The sequence below is a fragment of the Dactylosporangium sp. NPDC051484 genome (assembly GCF_040689395.1).
GTDB lineage: Bacteria > Actinomycetota > Actinomycetes > Mycobacteriales > Micromonosporaceae > Dactylosporangium.
This window is the reverse complement of sequence record NZ_JBFAZX010000004.1, coordinates 152,605-168,899: the sequence shown is the minus strand read 5'-3', so window position 1 is coordinate 168,899 and position 16,295 is coordinate 152,605. Positions and strand designations below refer to the sequence as shown.

17 protein-coding genes are annotated in these 16,295 nt (G+C 71.8%); 10 read left to right on the top strand and 7 right to left on the bottom strand.

Features of this window, described 5'->3' with window-relative positions; translation table 11 throughout:
- Positions 1-98: 98 nt before the first annotated feature.
- Positions 99-1,058 carry a quinone oxidoreductase gene (locus AB0367_RS09540; protein WP_366225773.1) on the top strand — a complete coding sequence of 320 codons (960 nt, stop codon included), beginning with the start codon at positions 99-101 and terminating at the stop codon, positions 1,056-1,058.
- Between the two features lie 90 nt (positions 1,059-1,148).
- Here AB0367_RS09540 and AB0367_RS09535 read toward each other — a convergent pair whose 3' ends face one another.
- Positions 1,149-2,051 carry an RIO1 family regulatory kinase/ATPase gene (locus tag AB0367_RS09535; protein WP_366225772.1) on the bottom strand — a complete coding sequence of 301 codons (903 nt, stop codon included), beginning with the start codon at positions 2,049-2,051 and terminating at the stop codon, positions 1,149-1,151.
- Positions 2,052-2,190: 139 nt separating this feature from the next.
- On the bottom strand, positions 2,191-2,841 hold the full coding sequence (locus AB0367_RS09530; protein ID WP_366225771.1) for an HAD family hydrolase: 651 nt from the start codon (positions 2,839-2,841) through the stop codon (positions 2,191-2,193).
- A gap of 156 nt (positions 2,842-2,997) precedes the next feature.
- On the opposite strand from AB0367_RS09530, the gene AB0367_RS09525 reads away from it, so the two are divergent.
- From AB0367_RS09525 to AB0367_RS09500, 6 genes are all read left to right on the top strand, one after another.
- Positions 2,998-3,591 carry a helix-turn-helix domain-containing protein gene (locus tag AB0367_RS09525; RefSeq protein WP_366225770.1) on the top strand — a complete coding sequence of 198 codons (594 nt, stop codon included), beginning with the start codon at positions 2,998-3,000 and terminating at the stop codon, positions 3,589-3,591.
- Positions 3,592-3,671: 80 nt separating this feature from the next.
- On the top strand, positions 3,672-4,616 hold the full coding sequence (locus AB0367_RS09520; RefSeq protein WP_366225769.1) for a TIGR04222 domain-containing membrane protein: 945 nt from the start codon (positions 3,672-3,674) through the stop codon (positions 4,614-4,616).
- The gene (locus tag AB0367_RS09515; protein ID WP_366225768.1) at positions 4,613-5,437 is read left to right on the top strand and encodes a DUF692 domain-containing protein; all 825 of its coding nucleotides are present in this window, start codon (positions 4,613-4,615) and stop codon (positions 5,435-5,437) included. Before AB0367_RS09520 ends, AB0367_RS09515 begins: the two co-directional genes overlap by 4 nt.
- Positions 5,434-5,829, top strand: a complete 396-nt coding sequence (locus tag AB0367_RS09510) for a hypothetical protein (protein ID WP_366225767.1) — start codon at positions 5,434-5,436, stop codon at positions 5,827-5,829. The genes AB0367_RS09515 and AB0367_RS09510 overlap by 4 nt, the downstream gene beginning before the upstream one ends.
- 516 nt (positions 5,830-6,345) lie before the next feature.
- Positions 6,346-6,519: a hypothetical protein gene (locus AB0367_RS09505; protein ID WP_366225766.1), complete on the top strand. Its 174-nt coding sequence runs from the start codon at positions 6,346-6,348 to the stop codon at positions 6,517-6,519.
- A gap of 142 nt (positions 6,520-6,661) precedes the next feature.
- Complete coding sequence (locus AB0367_RS09500) at positions 6,662-7,447, top strand: caspase family protein (protein ID WP_366225765.1); 786 nt, start codon at positions 6,662-6,664, stop codon at positions 7,445-7,447.
- Between the two features lie 122 nt (positions 7,448-7,569).
- On the opposite strand, the gene AB0367_RS09495 is transcribed toward AB0367_RS09500, so the two are convergent.
- The 3 genes from AB0367_RS09495 to AB0367_RS09485 form a co-directional block, all read right to left on the bottom strand.
- Complete coding sequence (locus tag AB0367_RS09495; protein ID WP_366225764.1) at positions 7,570-9,531, bottom strand: ABC transporter ATP-binding protein; 1,962 nt, start codon at positions 9,529-9,531, stop codon at positions 7,570-7,572.
- Positions 9,532-9,640: 109 nt separating this feature from the next.
- Positions 9,641-10,417, bottom strand: a complete 777-nt coding sequence (locus tag AB0367_RS09490) for an enoyl-CoA hydratase/isomerase family protein (protein WP_366225763.1) — start codon at positions 10,415-10,417, stop codon at positions 9,641-9,643.
- Positions 10,414-10,638 (bottom strand): helix-turn-helix domain-containing protein, encoded by a 225-nt coding sequence (locus AB0367_RS09485; RefSeq protein ID WP_033359767.1) that lies wholly within the window; start codon positions 10,636-10,638, stop codon positions 10,414-10,416. The genes AB0367_RS09490 and AB0367_RS09485 overlap by 4 nt, the downstream gene beginning before the upstream one ends.
- Before the next feature lie 651 nt (positions 10,639-11,289).
- Between AB0367_RS09485 and AB0367_RS09480 the strand changes: the two genes are divergently transcribed.
- A complete protein-coding gene (locus AB0367_RS09480) occupies positions 11,290-12,108 on the top strand; it encodes a hypothetical protein (protein WP_366225762.1) in 819 nt (272 codons plus the stop codon).
- 69 nt (positions 12,109-12,177) lie between these two features.
- Here AB0367_RS09480 and AB0367_RS09475 read toward each other — a convergent pair whose 3' ends face one another.
- Positions 12,178-13,776, bottom strand: a complete 1,599-nt coding sequence (locus AB0367_RS09475) for an ABC-F family ATP-binding cassette domain-containing protein (protein ID WP_366225761.1) — start codon at positions 13,774-13,776, stop codon at positions 12,178-12,180.
- Between the two features lie 197 nt (positions 13,777-13,973).
- Between AB0367_RS09475 and AB0367_RS09470 the strand changes: the two genes are divergently transcribed.
- Together AB0367_RS09470 and AB0367_RS09465 are read left to right on the top strand one after the other, a co-directional pair.
- Positions 13,974-14,921, top strand: a complete 948-nt coding sequence (locus AB0367_RS09470) for a neutral zinc metallopeptidase (protein WP_366225759.1) — start codon at positions 13,974-13,976, stop codon at positions 14,919-14,921.
- Entirely contained in the window at positions 14,918-15,625 is a 708-nt protein-coding gene (locus AB0367_RS09465) for a DNA alkylation repair protein (RefSeq protein ID WP_366225758.1), read from the top strand. The genes AB0367_RS09470 and AB0367_RS09465 overlap by 4 nt, the downstream gene beginning before the upstream one ends.
- On the opposite strand, the gene AB0367_RS09460 is transcribed toward AB0367_RS09465, so the two are convergent.
- Positions 15,576-16,226, bottom strand: coding sequence for a LysE family transporter (locus AB0367_RS09460; RefSeq protein ID WP_366225757.1), 651 nt, complete (start codon positions 16,224-16,226; stop codon positions 15,576-15,578). The two genes, AB0367_RS09465 and AB0367_RS09460, sit on opposite strands and share 50 nt — an antisense overlap.
- Positions 16,227-16,295: the final 69 nt, after the last annotated feature.

The following is a 16,295-nucleotide window of genomic DNA, read 5'->3' as shown; positions in this document are numbered from 1 at the left end:
TCACCTCCAAAGACCCCCGGATGCTACGGCAGCGGTACGACAATTCCGATCAGTGGCTGAGGTAGACAAGAAACCTGACATTTCGAGGAGGCAACCCGATGCGCGCGGTGGTGTTCGAAGAGTTCGGCGATCGTTCGGTACTGCGGGTGCGGGACCGCCCCGACCCGGCGCCCGACCCGGGCCAGGTCCTGGTGCTGGTCGGCGCCAGCGGGGTCAACTACGTGGACGTGTACCAGCGCAGCGGCATCTATCAGGTGCCGCTGCCGGCCCCGCTGGGCAGCGAGGGCGCGGGCACGGTCCTGCGGCTGGGCGGCGGCGTGCGGGGCATCTCGCCCGGCGACCGGGTGGCGTGGACGGGCGTGCCGGGCAGCCACGCCCAGCAGGCGCTCGTGCCGGCCGAGCGGCTGGTGCCGGTGCCGCAGGAGATTTCGACCGAGCAGGCGGCCGCGGTACTGCTGCAGGGGCTCACCGCCCACTACCTCACGCACGACTCCTTCGCGGTGCGCCCCGGCGCCACGGTCCTGGTGCACGCCGCGGCCGGGGGCATGGGGCAGCTGCTCACCCGGATCGTCACGCACCTCGGCGGCCGGGTGGTCGCGACCGCCTCGACGCCGGACAAGCGGGCCCTGGCGGAGGCGGCGGGTGCGGTACGCGCGGTGGAATACTCCGCGGTCCTGGACGCGGTACGCGAGCTGACCGGCGGCGCCGGGGTGGACGCGGTCTACGACGGGGTCGGCGCGGACACCTTCGACACCAGCCTGCAGGCCCTGCGCCCGCGTGGCACCCTGGTGCTCTTCGGCGCGGCGAGCGGAAAGGTCCCGCCGTTCGATCCGCTGCGCCTGATGGCCGGTTCGTATTTCCTCACCCGCCCGACCCTGTCGCATTTCATCGCCACCCGGGCGGAATTGCTGGAACGCTCGGAAACGCTCTTCCGATGGGTGGCCGATGGCGTTGTCGACGCCGCCATCACCGGCCGTTATCCGCTTGACGAGGTCGCCGACGCATACGGCGCGCTGGAGGGGCGCCAGAGCACGGGAAAACTGCTCATCATTCCGTGACGGCGGTCCGCGAATACAAACCCGCCCGGATCCACGCGGCCGCGCCGCGGCGGCCCGCCCGGCCACGAAGCCGGGCGGGCCGCGGCCCCGTCAGCGCGCCCCGGCGTCGTGCAGCAGCTCGACGATCAGCGGCTCCGGGTCGACGGGCAACCCCTTGCCGGTGAACCAGCGCGCCACGTTGGTGACGTCGCGGGCCAGGAACTCGGTGCCGTTCGGGTTGATCACCACGTCGACGATCTGTGGCAGGTCGATGAGCACCAGGCGCTCACCGTCCACCAGCAGGTTGTACGGCGACAGGTCCCCGTGCGCCAGCCCCGCCCGCGCCAGGACGCGCAGCGCGTCGACGAGCTGCCACCACAGGCTCTCCAGCGCCGCCCGGTCGGGACGGGTCTGTGCCAGGCGCGGCGCCGCGGTGCCGTCCGGCGCGCCGACGAACTCGAGCATGAGCTCGGTGCCCAGCAGCTGCACCGGATACGGCACGGCGACGCCGAGCTGCCACAGGTCTGCCAGCGCGGCGAACTCGGCCGCCGCCCATTGGCCGGCGATCACCTCCCGGCCGAACTCGGTGCGCCCGGCCATGGCGCGGGTGACCCGGGAAGCGCGGACGCGCCGGCCCTCGAGGTATCCGGCATCGCGGTGGAACATCCGGTGCTCGGCCGCCCGATACCGCTTGGCGGCGAGCAGCGTCCGCCGGTCGGTGCCCGGCACGCCGCGCTCCACGAGGTGAACGTCGGCCTCCTTGCCGGTCTTGAGCACGCCGCGGTCGACGTCGCGGGCACCGAGCTCAGTGACCACCCAGTCGGGGACGGGCTGCGGGCCGTGCTGGACGCCGGGCGAGTCCCAGCTGGTCCACTCGCCCTCACCGGCCTCGTCGGCCGGCTCCTCGGCGACGTCCCACGCGGTGTCAAAATCGCGGGAGAGGCGCTTCAGGAAGGTCGGGTCGTCGTCATCGAAGCGACGACGACGCGGTGAATCGAAGTCTTGGTCGCGCAACGCGAGTTCTCCTGAGTCGAGAGAAAGGAATCAGTCCGGGCATGCGAAAGCGCGCCGTGACGGCAGCCATGCGAACCAACCCCCTCTCGACTCGAAGTTCAGCTCACCATGAGGTACCGGATGAAATGGCGCAACGGAATTACCAGGGCGAGGCCATGACCTCGGCGATCGCGGCGATCACGCCGTCGGCACTGCGGGTCGGCGTGTAGCGCCGCTCGCTCCAGCGGCGGCCCCGGTGCAGCCAGACGCTGCGCACGCCGGCCGCGTCCGCGCCGCCGATGTCCGCCTCGGGACTGTCGCCGATGAGCCAGGCGCCGCCGAGGCGCATCCGGGCCCGCTCCGCGGCGATGGCGAAGATGCGCGGGTTGGGCTTGCGCACCCCGGCCTCCTCGGAGATGACCCAGTCGGCGAGGTACCGATCGAGACCGGTCTTTCTGAGCTTCTCCTCCTGCGTTCGCGACTCGCCGTTGGTCACGACCACCGGCACCCAGCCGGAGTCCTCGGCGATCGCGAGCGCGCAGGCGGTCAGCGGGTCGAGCCGGATCCGCTCCATGATCGCGCGACTGATCTCCTCGACGAGGTCCGGCGCGTCGCACCGCAGGCCGTAACGTTTGCGCAGCGCCTCGGCGACATCCCAGACCGAGCCGATGCCGTCGGCGTCGACGGACAACAGCCAGTCGATGTCGTACTCGGGCGCGCCGAGCCGCCCGAGGAACTCGCCCGCCCACGCGCGGAACGCCCCGGCCCTGTCAAGCAGCGTGTCGTCCAGGCTGAGCAACAACAGGGGCACGCGGGCAGGGTACGTGACCGAGATAGATATCGAACAGATCCTCTTTTGGGCACTGGCCTCGACAAACTACCGCAAACGCGACCCAAGTACGTGCAAGAAACGCGCCTGTAACGCCCCGGTATGCAAACCGTATGTACGGCTTGCATAATCGATCCTGTGCCAAGGGTGAGCCAGGACCAGCTCGATGCGCGCCGGAAGGAGATCCTCACCGGCGCCCGGACCTGTTTCGCCCGCCACGGCTACGAGGGCGCGACCGTGCGGCGGCTCGAGGAGGAGATCGGCCTCTCCCGCGGGGCGATCTTCCACCACTTCCGCGACAAGGACTCGCTCTTCCTGGCCGTCGCCGAAGACGACGCCGCCACCATGGTAGCCACCGTCGCCGAGCACGGTCTCGTCCAGGTCATGCGCGACCTGCTCAGCGCCGCCTCCATCGCGGCGACCGACACCGGCGAGCCCGACGTGACCGGCTGGCTCGGCAGCCAGCTCGAGGTCTCCCGGCGGCTGCGCACCGACCCCGAGTTCGCCAAGCGCTGGGCCGCCCGCTCCGAGGCGGTCGCCGCCGCCACCCGCGAGCGCCTGCATCGCCAGCTCGAGGCCGGCGTGCTACGCGCCGACGTGCCGATCGGCATCCTCGCGCAGTTCCTCGAGCTCGCGTACGACGGGCTCGTGCTGCACCTGGCGACCGGCCGGCCCGTGCAGGACCTGGAGGCCGTGCTCAACCTCGTGGAGGCGGCCGTGCGGCGCAAGTGAGCCCGCCATCCACCACAAGGTTTCCTCAAGTGTCCAAACGGTGACATGCCGCGCTCAGCACTCGCACCCACACTGAGCTCATGACGACATCGATCGTGGCGGGACCGGGCGACACCTGGGGGATCCCGGGCCCGCAGTTCCTGTGGCTGTACTTCGGCCTCGCCGCTGTTGCGATCATCAGCGTGCTCATCTGGCGGCGCGGATACACCGCAGGCCCGTCGCTGCGCAGCGCCCGCGACCTCACCGCAACCCAGGCCGCATTGATCAACGGAGATCGCCGCCTCGCCGTCTACAGTTCCCTCGCCGCGCTGCGGGCCGCCGGCTGCGTCGAGAGCGACAAGCGCGGCTACCTGCACCAGGCCGCCCATCTCCCGACCGGCGCCTCCGAGCTGGACCGGGCCGTGTACGCGGTCACTCGCAACGGCATCACCACCACCGGCGTGCAGACGCACCACAGCGTGCGCGAGGTGCTCGACCGTACCGAGGCCGAGCTGGCCCGCGACGGCTGGATCCTCGACGACCAGGCCCGCCGCGCGGTGCGGACGGGCGCCCTGGTCGTCTTCGCCGTCCTCGCGATCGGCATCGCCCGCCTGTTCGCCGGCATCAGCAATGACAAGCCGGTCGGCAACCTCGTCCTGCTGCTCATCCCCATCGGCATCGCCGCGTTCGCGCTGCTGTCCGTGCGGCGCGTCTCCGGCGCCGGCAAGCGGATCCTCGCCAAGATGCGGCGCGACGCACAGCACCTCTCGCCGAGCCAGAAGCCGTCCTGGACCACATACGGCCCGCAGGCCGCGGCGCTGAGCGTCGGACTCTTCGGCGCCGGCGCGTTCTGGCTGGCCGACCCGGCCTTCGCCCAGCAGGCCGAGCTGCAGCGCAATATCGCCCAGACCGGCCTGTCCTCGTCGTCGTACTCCGGCAGCAGCTGCTCCTCGTCCTCCAGCTGTTCGTCGTCATCCTCCAGCTGCTCCAGCGGCTCGAGCTGTGGCGGTGGCAGCAGCTGCGGTGGCGGAGGATGTGGGGGATGACGACCTCCGCGTTCGGCGTCGGCATCGGGTGGCGCCCCGAGATCGCCGGTTACGTGGCCGGCCTGCCCGGCCTGCGGTTCACCGAGGTCGTCGCCGAGTCGCTGCACACGCACGCGCCCCTGCCCGACGGGCTCGCCGAGCTCGTCGGGCGCGGGGTCCGCGTGATCCCCCACGGCGTCAAGCTCTCCCTCGGCGGCGCCGAGCCGATCCGCGACGAGCGCGCCGCACACCTGCACCGGTGCGCCGAGCTGCTCGGCGCACCGCTCGTCAGCGAGCACATCGCGTTCGTGCGCGCCGGCGACCTGGAGGCGGGCCACCTGCTGCCGGTCCCCCGCACCCGCGAGGCGCTCGACGCGATCGTCGCCAATGTGCGGCGCGCGCAGGCGGCGCTCGGCGGGGTCCAGCTCGCCCTGGAGCCGATCGCGGCCCTCTTCGACTGGCCCGACCCGGAGCTCACCGAGGGCGAGTTCCTCACCGAGATCCTCGACCGCACCGGCTGCGCTCTGCTGCTCGACATCGCCAACGTGTACGCCAACGCCCGCAACCGCGGCGAGCCCCCGGCCGCACTGCTCGACGAGCTGCCGCTGGAGCGCATCGCGTATGTCCACGTCGCCGGGGGCGTGCAGCAGGGCGGCTACTACCACGACACGCACACCGACCCGACGCCGCCGGAGGTCCTGGCCCTGGTCAAGGAGCTCTGCGCGCGCACCGTCCCGCCCGCGCTCATGCTCGAGCGCGACGGCGACTACCCGCCGGCGGCCACCCTGACCGCCGAGCTCGACGCGATCGCCGCCGCGGCGGGCTGGCCGGCGATCACGTGACCCCTCCCCCGGACCTCGCGGCCCGGCAGCGGGCGCTGGTGGCCGCGCTGGTCGCCGGCGGCGAGGTGCCCGCCGGTTTCGATGCCGCGGCGGTACGCGCGACGACCGCCGCCCTCCGTCGCAAACGGGCCGGCGAGGTGGCCGCCCGCTGGCCGTTTCTCGCCGCGTCCTACGGCGACGCGTGGGTGCCGACGTTCGCCGCGTGGGCCGCGAGCCGCCCGCCGAACGGCTCACTGCGCGACGGCTGGGACTTCGCGCTCGCGGCTGGCGACACCCTGCCCGGCCTGGCCCGCGAGGAACTGGCCGCGCGCGAGGCTGAGTACGCGTACGACGGTGAGTCCGCCCCCGTCCCCCGCCGTCGCGGCCTCCTGTCCCGCCTCCGCCGCCGCTGACCTTCTCCGCTTCACGTCCTGTGCCTCGTGTTGTTCGGAGGCTGCTGCCCCGTCTCGTGCCCGGCCGGGTGCGGCACCTGCCGACCCCCGTCTGCCTTCCTAGGAGGCTAGGTCATAGGCATGGGAGCACTTCGCCCGATGCGCGGCGAACATCAGGATCCAAACGACGACGGATTCCTGCCGGGCCGGACGTCAGGATCCGAACGACAGGGCCGGACGGCCTCGCCACCGTGTCGAAATCCGGACGCCAGGCGGCCGGCCCTGATCGACCGGCGCGGGTCGAACGGCGCGGGTCGAACGGGCCCGAACGACAGGAACCCGACGATCTGCGCCGCCGTGTATCAGGGGCGTCGAGCCGGCCCTCTTCTCAGCTGAACCGGCGCCGCCCCGCAGCGGCGGCGCCCGCACGGGGACGGAGACCTCCATGCAGCCACGCCAGCGCCGCGGATCGGGCGCCGCAACCGCGAACGAGCCCGCCGGCAACGCACGTCCGGGCCGCATACGGCCTGCCAGATCATGAGCGCCGCCGACGACGCCGACGAGGCGCTGCTGGCCGAGCTGCGCCGGGTGGCCGCGTTGGCCGATCCGGCTCCGCCACGCCGGCGCCACCGCGCGGCGCCTCCACCCTGGCGGGCCGATGCGCCCGCCGGCACGACTCGGCCCCCGCGCCGCTCACCCCCGGGAGCGTGACGCCTTCCGGGACCCCACCGCATTACGCCCGATTTGCGCGTTTCGGCAACGGGCGTCGATTCGCGGGTATCGCTGCCAACCTTGCCCACCCTACGTGACGCCCATCCGTACGTAAGGTCCGCTTCGATCCCACGGGGGAACGATGAAACTCGCACTGTGTATCGGGATCAACGACTATCCCGGCACCGAGAACGACCTCACCGGCTGCCGCAACGACGCCGACGACTGGGCCGCCGCGCTGATCGCCCGAGGTTTCGACACCCGTCGCCTCATCGACAGCGCCGCGTCGGGTGCCGCGATCCGCGCGGGCATCCGCGAACTGCTGGGCCGGTCGACCGGCGGCGACGCGGTCGTCATCACGTACTCCGGCCACGGCACCTGGGTCCCGGACGAGGACGGCGACGAGCCCGACCACCGCGACGAGGCACTGTGCCCGCACGACATCGCCGAGAACGGCCCGCTGCTCGACGACGAGCTGCACGAGCTGTTCGCCCTGGCCGCTCCGGGCGTGCGCACGGTGCTGATCTCCGACTCCTGCCACTCCGGCACCCTGACCAGGCTCAACCACCCGATCGGCGACCGCCCTGGCCGGACCCGCTTCCTGCCGCCGTCGACGTTCCTGACCCCGCGGCAGCGCCTGCGCGCCTCGCTGACGACCGGCCCGGGCAACTCCCGCAACGAGGCCTCGACCACGGTGCTGCTCGCCGGCTGCCGCGACGCCGAGTACTCCTACGACGCCTCCTTCGGCGGACGACCGAACGGCGCCTTCACGTATGTGGCGCTGTCGGCGCTGGCCGCCCTGCCGGAGTCGGCGACCTACCGCGACTGGCTGCACGCCATCCGCGGCCGGCTCCCCAGCCAGGACTACCCGCAGACCCCGGTCCTGCAGGCCACCAGGGCCCAGCTGGCCTGGCCCGTCCTGTCCTGACGGCCGTCACGGCCGCAGCTCGATAATCGATCCGAACCGTTCACGCCAGCGGTGCCCGGAAATATCCGGATGTTTCCGGGCACTGCTCGGTGAGGTGGCGAGCCGGATCTCCCGGCGCCGTGTTACGGCGTCGGGACCGCCGGGACCGCCGGGACCGCCGACACCGGGGAGGCTTCGGGAGCCGGCGGGTGCGGTAGCGGGGAATCGACGACGGCGAACTGGGTGCGATAGAGCTCGGCGTAAAGGCCTCCGGCCGTGACCAGCTCCTCGTGGGTGCCGCGCTCCACGATGCGGCCCGCGTCGACGACCAGGATCTGGTCTGCGTCGCGGATCGTCGAGAGGCGGTGGGCGATCACCAGGGCGGTGCGGCCGGTCAGGGCCTCGGACAGGGCGCGCTGCACGGCGGCCTCCGACTCGGAGTCCAGGTGGGCGGTGGCCTCGTCGAGGATGACGATCGACGGGGCCTTGAGCAGCAGCCGGGCGATCGCGATTCGTTGCTTCTCGCCGCCCGAGAAACGGTATCCGCGCTCGCCCACGACCGTGTCCAGGCCGTCGGGCAAGGACTCGACGAGCTCGCCGACCTGGGCGCGGCGCAGCGCCGTCCACAGCTCGTCGTCGGTGGCGCCGGGCTTGGCGTAGCGCAGGTTTTCCGCGATCGTCTCATGGAACAGGTGTGAGTCCTGCGTGACGACGCCGATGGTGTCGCGCAGCGACTGCAGGGTCGCGTCGCGCACGTCGATGCCGCCGACGAGGACCGCGCCCGAGGTCGCGTCGTAGACGCGCGGCAGGAGCATCGCGGTCGTGGACTTGCCGGCGCCGGACGGGCCGACGAGGGCGACCATCTGACCGGGCGCGACGCGGAACGTGACGCCGCGCAGCACCTCCTCGGTGACCGTGCGATCGAGGCCGGCGACGTCCTCGAGCGAGGCCAGCGAGACCTCCGCGGCGCTGGGGTAGCGGAAGTGCACGTCGCGGAACTCGACGGTGGCCGCACCCTTGGGCACCTCGCGGGCGTCGGGGCGCTCGGCGATCGACGGGGCGAGGTCGAGGACCTCGAAGACGCGCTCGAAGCTCACCAGCGCGCTCATCACGTCGACACGCACGTTGGACAGCGCGGTGAGCGGCCCGTAGAGCCGGGTGAGCAGCAGGGCCAAGGCGACGACCGTGCCGGCGGTGAGGCTGCCGCGCACGGCGAGCCAGCCACCGAGGCCGTAGGTGAGCGCCTGAGCCAGCGAGGCGACCAGCAGCATGCTCACGAAGAAGACGCGGCTGTACATCGCGGTCTGGATGCCGATGTCGCGGACCCGCCCGGCCCGCTCAGCGAACCGCGCGGCCTCGTCGTCGGGGCGACCGAAGAGCTTGACGAGCAGGGCGCCGGCGACCCCGAAGCGCTCGGTCATGGTGGCGTTCATCTTCGCGTCGAGCTGGTATGCCTCGCGGGTGATGGCGGCCAGCCGCCGGCCGACCCGGCGGGCCGGCAGGATGAACACCGGGAGCATCACGAGCGACAGCAGTGTGATCTGCCACGACAGGGTGAGCATCACCGCGGCGGTGAGCACCAGCTGGATGACGTTGCTGACCACCCCGGACAGGGTCGAGGTGAACGCGCGCTGCGCGCCCTGCACGTCGTTGTTGAGCCGGCTGACCAGTGCCCCGGTCTGGGTGCGGGTGAAGAACTGCAGCGGCATGCGCTGGACGTGGTCATACACGAGTCGGCGCAGCGTCAGGATGATGCCCTCGCCGATGCGCGCCGAATACCACCGCTGGACCAGCGACAGCAGCGCGTCGGCGATGGCGAGGCCGCCGATGAGCAGCGCGACCCGCACGACCGCCGTCCCGGCGCCGGGCCCGCCGATGTTGATCTTGTTGATGACGACGCCGGCGAGGTAGGGCGTGGCGACCCCGGTCGCGGCCCCGAGCACGACGGTGACCAGGAAGACCGCGATGTCGCGCCGGTAGGGCCGGGCGAAGCGCATGATCCGCCGGGTGGTGTCCCGGCCGAGCCGCTTCCCGGCGAGCTCGTCGGCCTTGCGCAGCGCACGCAAGGTCTCCCAACCCGCCATGCCGCTCATGGGCGAGGACATGCCACACACCTCCGGAAGCCAGCCGTACCTGCCGGGCTAAGTGTGCCCGGCAGGTACGACAACTTTTCGGGGGCGGCGTAGCTTCCCGGTGGCGCGCAGGACCTTGGGCCTACTCGCCGAGCCCCGACAGGTCCGCGATCCGGCGCAGCTGCGCGGCGCGCTCCGCCGCCTCCTGCTGCGCGAACGTGTGCGCCGCCGCCTGCCCGATCAGGGCCTTGATCTCGATCACGGCGTCGCGCGGGCCGGCGAGGACGGCCGCCACGAGATCCCGGGCCGCGGCGTCGAGCTCCGCACGCCCCACCACGACATTGGCCAGGCCGATCTGTGCGGCCTCAGCGGCCTGCACGCGCCGGCCGGTGACGCACAGCTCGAGCGCCCGGGCGTAGCCGACGAGCTCGACCAGCCGCTTGGTGCCGCCGAGGTCGGGCACGAGGCCGAGCTTGATCTCGGCCATGCTGAACGAGACGTCCTCGGCCACGACCCGGAAGTCGCAGGCGAGGGCGAGCTGGAAACCGGCGCCGACCGCGTGCCCCTGCACGGCGGCGACGGAGATGAGCGACGGCCGGCGCAGCCAGGAGAAGGCCTCCTGGAATGTGGCGATCTGCGCATCGCCGCCGGGCGAGGTCGCGAGCGCGCCGAGGTCCTTCGCCGCGGCCGCGGTGTCGAGGCCGGAGGAGAAGGCCCGCCCCTCGCCGCGCACGATGACCACGCGCACGTCGCCCGGCAGCGAGCGCCCGAACTCACGCAGGGCCGCCCAGAGTTCGGGGGTCTGCGCGTTGAGGACCTGGGGCCGGCACAACGTCACTGTTGCGACCGGCCCGTCGAGGTCGAATCGCGCCTCTCCCGGAGTGGGATCGGCGCTTGCTGAGAAGAGACTCGCGTTCACGCCTTCTTGCGACGCCGGGCGCCGCCACGTTGACGAAGCTGAACGCCGGATTCGGTCAGCACACGGTGCACGAATCCATAGGAACGGCCGGTGGAAGCGGCGAGTGCACGGATACTCTCACCGTTCGTGTACCGCTTCACGAGGTCCTTCGCCAGCGTCTGCCTTTCGGCGCCGACGATCCGGCGACCCTTCTCGGTGCTGGTGGTGGCGGTGGCTGCCATGCTGATCCCTCACGTCCCAGACAGAGCGGTTGGTGCGGTCCCACCTATTAGACCGCCTCGGACGATCATGCGCTAGATATCGACGGGACGCCAACCGACACGCACAGCATTGTCGCCTACCCGATACCGTGATGCGCCGTGATGTGCGAACCGCCCACCGGCCGACCGCGAAGTGCGCTCCGTGAGCGCCGCGATGCGTTGCGCTGGCTCCTGCTCGCCCTCTTCGGACTCGCCCTCGCCGCGCTCGCGGTGCAGCTAGACGCACGTCTGGGCACTGCCAGCGCACCCTTCCTCGGCAGGTACGAAATCAGGGTCGGCGTGGGGTCGATCCTGGCGCCCGCCGTCGCCGTCGCGACGCTCTGGATCGCCGCGGCGGGCCGGTTCACCCGGCTGAGGTGGCCAGAAATTCAGTTATTCGGGTATGCGGCCGGCCTGGCGTGGGCAATTGCTTTGGCGCTTGTCGATGGTTGGTCAGGCCTTACGAAAGCCCTCGGCTCCCCGGAGGAATATCTCGGCGACGTAAGGCAGGTGGGCGCCGAACCGCTCAGATACATCAGACATTTCACGACGGACGCCGTGACCCACTCGGTGGCCTCGCGCGGCCATCCGCCGGGCCCTGTGCTCTTTTTGTGGGCGCTGGAGCGAATCGGCGTGACCGACCCCATTGGCCTCGGGTTCCTCATCACCGCGGTATCGGTGCTGACGATTCCGCTGGTGCTCGCCGCAGTGCGCGACTCGGTCGGCGAGGAAGCCGCGCGCCGATACCTTCCGTTGCTCGTGCTGGCCCCTTATGCGATCTGGACCGTGGTCAGCCTCGACGGCCTCGTGGCGGTCCTCGGCGCGGCCGCGATCGTCTCCGGGCTACGCGCGAGCCGCCGCCGGGTGCGCGGCTGGGCGGCCACCGGCTGGGCGGTGCTGGCCGGCCTGCTGATCGGCGTAGCCTCGCTGTTCTCCTACTCCGCGCCCTGGCTCGGGCTCTCGCTCGTCTGCGTGTACTTCGCCCGCCGCCGCGCCTCGCTCAACGTGCTCAGCGGCGTGGGAGCCCTGCTGCCGGTGCTGGGCGCCCAGCTGCTCGGCTTCGGGTGGGCGGACGGCCTGGTGGCTGCGGAGACGGACTACGCGAGCCGGGTGGCGCCGTACCGCTCGGCGCTGTGGTGGAGCGCGATCAGCATGGTCGTGCTGCTGCTGGCGGCGGGCCCGCCGCTGGTGGCCAGCGCCCGCAAGATTCGCCGCACGGCGATGTGGCCGTTTCTGGTCGGCGCGGGCGCGGCGGTGGTGTTCTCGATCGCGGCCGGCCTGGCCCGCGGCGGCGTCGAGCACGCCTGGCTGCCGTTCTTCCCGTGGCTGACGGTGGCCGCGGTGGCACCGGAGGTCGCCGGCGGCGACCCGCCACCGGCCCCGCTCCTGCTGGCGGGCATCGGGGCGGTGGCCGCGGTCGTGATCGAGGGACTACTCGTCACGCCCTGGTAGCGACACATGATGACATGTGTCGAGAAGCCCGGTGCCGGTGCACCGGGCTTCTCATGGAACGCGGGCAGGTCAGGCGAGTTCGACGAGCTCCAGGAGGTCGTCGCTCCAGGCGTCCTCCACCCCGTCGGGCAGCAGGATCGCGCGGTCGGGCTTGAGGGCCTGCACCGCGCCCGGGTCGTGGGTGACGAGCACGATCGCGCCGGGATACCGGGCGATGGCGTCGAGCACCTGCTCGCGGCTGATCGGGTCGAGGTTGTTGGTCGGCTCGTCGAGCAGCAGGACGTTGGCGCCGGAGCAGACCAGGGTGGCCAGCGCTAGCCGGGTCTTCTCGCCACCGGAGAGCACGCCGGCGGGCTTGTCCACGTCGTCGCCGGTGAAGAGGAACGCGCCGAGGATCTTGCGCAGCTCGGTGTCGTTCTGCTCCGGGGCGGCCGAGCGCATGATCTCCAGGATGGTGCGCTCGACGTCGAGCTGCTCGTGCTCCTGCGCGTAATAGCCGCGCTGGAGGCCGTGGCCCGGGATGACCTCGCCGGTGTCCGAGTCGAGCTCGCCTGCCAGCATGCGCAGCAGGGTGGTCTTGCCGGCGCCGTTGAGCCCCAGGATCGCGACTCGGGAGCCGCGGTCGACGGCGACGTTCACGTCCATGAAGATCTCGAGCGAACCGTACGACTTCGACAGCCCGCGCGCGGTCAGCGGGGTCTTGCCGCACGACTTGGGCTCGGGGAAGCGCACCTTGGCGACCCTGTCGGCGACGCGCACGTCCTCCAGGCCGTCGAGCATGCGCTCGGCCCGGCGGGCCATGTTCTGCGCGGCGATGGTCTTGGTGGCCTTGGCCCGCATCTTGTCGGCCTGGGCGAGCAGGGCGCCCGCCTTCTTCTCGGCGTTGGCGCGCTCCCGCCGCCGGCGCTTCTCGTCGGTCTCACGCTGCTGCTGGTAGAGCTTCCAGCCGACGTTGTAGAAGTCGATGGTCGAGCGGTTGGCGTCGAGATACCACACCTTGTTGACGATCGCGTCGAGCAGCTCGACGTCGTGGGAGATGACGACGAGCCCGCCCTTGTGGGTGGACAGGAACCCGCGCAGCCACGAGATGCTGTCGGCGTCGAGGTGGTTGGTCGGCTCGTCGAGCAGCAGGATGCCGCCGCCGGTGGCGCTCGCGTCGCGGAACAGGATGCGGGCCAGCTCGATGCGGCGGCGCTGGCCGCCGGACATGGTGCCGATGGTCTGGCCGAGCACCCGGTCGGGCAGGCCGAGGTTGGCGCAGATGCGGGCGGCCTCGGCCTCGGCCGCGTAGCCGCCCAGGCCGGCGAACTGGTCCTCGAGCTGCCCATAGCGCCGGATGAGCCGCTCGTCGTCGCCGAGCTTCGCCTCCAGGGCCTTCATCTCGGCGTAGATAGTGTCCAGCCCACGCGCGGAGAGCACCCGGTCACGGGCGGTGACCTCGAGGTCGCCGGTGCGCGGGTCCTGTGGCAGGTATCCGACAGAGCCGCGCCGCTCGACCTGGCCGGCGTGCGGCGTGCCTTCCCCCGCGAGCACCTTGAGGGTCGTGGTCTTGCCGGCGCCGTTGCGCCCGACGAGGCCGATGCGGTCCCCCGGCTGTACGCGCAGGTTGATGTCGCTGAGCAGGATGCGCGCGCCAGCACGCAGCTCAAGTCCGGTCGCCGTGATCACAGCGGAAACTCACTCTCGGGCAGAGGTCGGAACAGGACAGACTCCGGGTGTAGTACCGCGGGTCACTCCCTCTGCGTGATCACGGCGATATTCTACCGTGCGACCCGGGTTGCCCCGCCACAGGATTACGTCACAAGATCAACGGGTACCTTGCCGCTCAAGCCGACGCCGGTCGATACCAACCCCCGAGGTGTGCGATGCAGTTCAACGACGACGCCGATCTCGATACCAGCCAGGTCAACGACCTGCGCGGATCGGGCGGCGGCGGTGGTGGTGGTAGCGGCTTCGGCGGCTTCGGCGGCCTGGGCGGCCTGCCGATCCCGCTCGGCGGGGGCCGCGTCGGCTGCCTGATCACGATCATCATCCTCGCCATCGTGATCTGCGGCGGATACTTCGGCCGCAACATGCTCGGCGGGGGCGGCAACACCGCGAAGCCCGACAACAGCAAGATCAACCAGCAGTGCGACAAGTCGAACCCCAAGCGCTTCCAGAACGCCGACTGCCGCAACGTGCTGTACGTCAACTCGGTGCAGGCCTACTGGAAGACCGAGCTGCCCAAGGCGTTCGGCAAGCAGTACCAGCCGGCGAAGACCAACTTCTTCAAGCAGTCCGTCAACACCGCGTGCGGCGCGGCCGACTCGGGCGTCGGGCCGTTCTACTGCCCGGGAGACAGCCAGGTGTACATCGACCTGACCTTCTACAACGACCTGTCGAGCCGCTTCGGCGCCACCGGTGAGTTCGCGGCGCCGTACGTGATCGCCCACGAGTACGGCCACCACGTGCAGAACCTGCTCGGCACCAACGCGCAGGCACAGCAGGGCGCCCAGAAGGGCGCGAGCTCCGCGTCGGTGCGCCTGGAGCTGCAGGCCGACTGCTACGCCGGCGCGTGGGCCAACCACGCGACGGAGACGAAGGACCCGAAGGGCGACGCGCTGTTCAAGTCCATCACCGAGCAGGACATCGCCGAGGCGATCCAGGCCGCGGAGGCCATCGGCGACGACACGATCCAGAAGAAGGCCGGCGGCCGGGTCAACCCCGACGGGTTCACGCACGGCACGTCCGCCCAGCGCAAGAAGTGGTTCCTGCAGGGGTACAACACCGGCGACCCGCGACAGTGTGACACGTTCCACACGAACAGCCTGTGACCGACGCGCTGCCGGAGCGCCTGCGCTCCGCGTTCGGCGCGGCCGCCGACCCCCGGCGTGCCGCGGCGATGAAGGCGTACATGCGCGACCGGTTCGAGTTCCTCGGCATCCCCAGCACGCCCCGCCGGGAACTCACCCGCCAGGTGCTGCACGGGCTGCCCCGCCCGAGCGAGCGCGACCTCACCGAGGTCGCGCTCGCGTGCTGGGCGCTGCCGGAGCGGGAGTACCAGTACTTCGCCTGCGACCATCTGCGCCACCACGCCGCACTGCTCACCCCCGCGTCGCTGCCGGTCGTCACCGCGCTCGTCACGACGAAGTCTTGGTGGGACACGGTCGACGTCCTCGCCGCGCACGTCATCGGGCCGATGGTCGCCGCGCACCCGGCGCTGGTGTCGACGATGGACTCCTGGACGGAGCCCGGGACCGACCTGTGGCTGGTGCGCACGGCGATCCTCCATCAGCTGCGCTACCGCGGCAGGACCGACTTCCCCCGCCTGGCGGACTACTGCGCGCGCTGGGCCGGCGAGCGGGACTTCTTCATCCGCAAGGGGATCGGGTGGGCGCTGCGCGAGCACGCGAAGACGGACCCCGGCGCGGTGCGCGACTTCGTGGCCGCGCACCCCGCCCTGTCACCGCTGTCGGTGCGGGAGGCGCTCAAGAACCTCCCGAGACCACCAGCAGCACCGCCACCAGCACCGCGATGACCGCGCTGGAGGTCAGCGCCGTCCACAGCCGCCCCCGGGGGCCGGTCAGCAGCCGGCCGAGCAGCGTTCCGCCGCCGGCGAGCAGCAGCTGCCAGCTCGCGGACGCGGCGAACACGGCGCCGACCCACACGGCCTCGGCCCCGGCGGACAGCCCGTCGCCGGCGCGGCGGCCGAGCACGAGCGCCCCGAAGTACACGATGGTGGCCGGGTTGAGCAGCGTCAGGCCGAGCAGCGCCAGGTAGGCGCCGCCGGGCCGGGCCGTCCGCTCGTCCGCCCGGCGGGCCGTGGCCGCCTCGCCCCGGCGCCGAAGCGCGTCCCGGGCCGTCTTCGCGGCCAGGCCGAGCAGCACGGCCGCCGCGACCCAGCGCAGCGGCCCGGAGATCGGCGCGATGAGCCCGGCGAGCGCCGCGCCGCCGAGCACGGCGACGACGGCGTAGATGGCGTCCGCGCTGGCCACCCCGAGGGCGGCGGCCGCACCGACCTTCCAGGACGTGCGGGCGGCCAGGCTGACGATGAGCGCACCGATGGCGCCGACGGGCACGGCGACGCCATACCCGGCGAGGAGGCCGCCGACGACCACCTCACCCAGGCCGGCGCTCACGAGTGCTGCTTGTGGCTCGCCTCCGTCACGGCGCCGGACTGTCGCTTCGAACCCTCGCCGGCGGCGACG

Coding starts and splice junctions, on each gene's coding strand:
- AB0367_RS09540 (WP_366225773.1), top strand. CDS start 99: ATGCGCGCGGTGGTGTTCGAAGAGTTCGGCGATCGTTCGGTACTGCGG.
- AB0367_RS09520 (WP_366225769.1), top strand. CDS start 3,672: ATGACGACATCGATCGTGGCGGGACCGGGCGACACCTGGGGGATCCCG.
- AB0367_RS09515 (WP_366225768.1), top strand. CDS start 4,613: ATGACGACCTCCGCGTTCGGCGTCGGCATCGGGTGGCGCCCCGAGATC.
- AB0367_RS09505 (WP_366225766.1), top strand. CDS start 6,346: ATGAGCGCCGCCGACGACGCCGACGAGGCGCTGCTGGCCGAGCTGCGC.
- AB0367_RS09500 (WP_366225765.1), top strand. CDS start 6,662: ATGAAACTCGCACTGTGTATCGGGATCAACGACTATCCCGGCACCGAG.
- AB0367_RS09495 (WP_366225764.1), bottom strand. CDS start 9,531: ATGTCCTCGCCCATGAGCGGCATGGCGGGTTGGGAGACCTTGCGTGCG.
- AB0367_RS09485 (WP_033359767.1), bottom strand. CDS start 10,638: ATGGCAGCCACCGCCACCACCAGCACCGAGAAGGGTCGCCGGATCGTC.
- AB0367_RS09470 (WP_366225759.1), top strand. CDS start 13,974: ATGCAGTTCAACGACGACGCCGATCTCGATACCAGCCAGGTCAACGAC.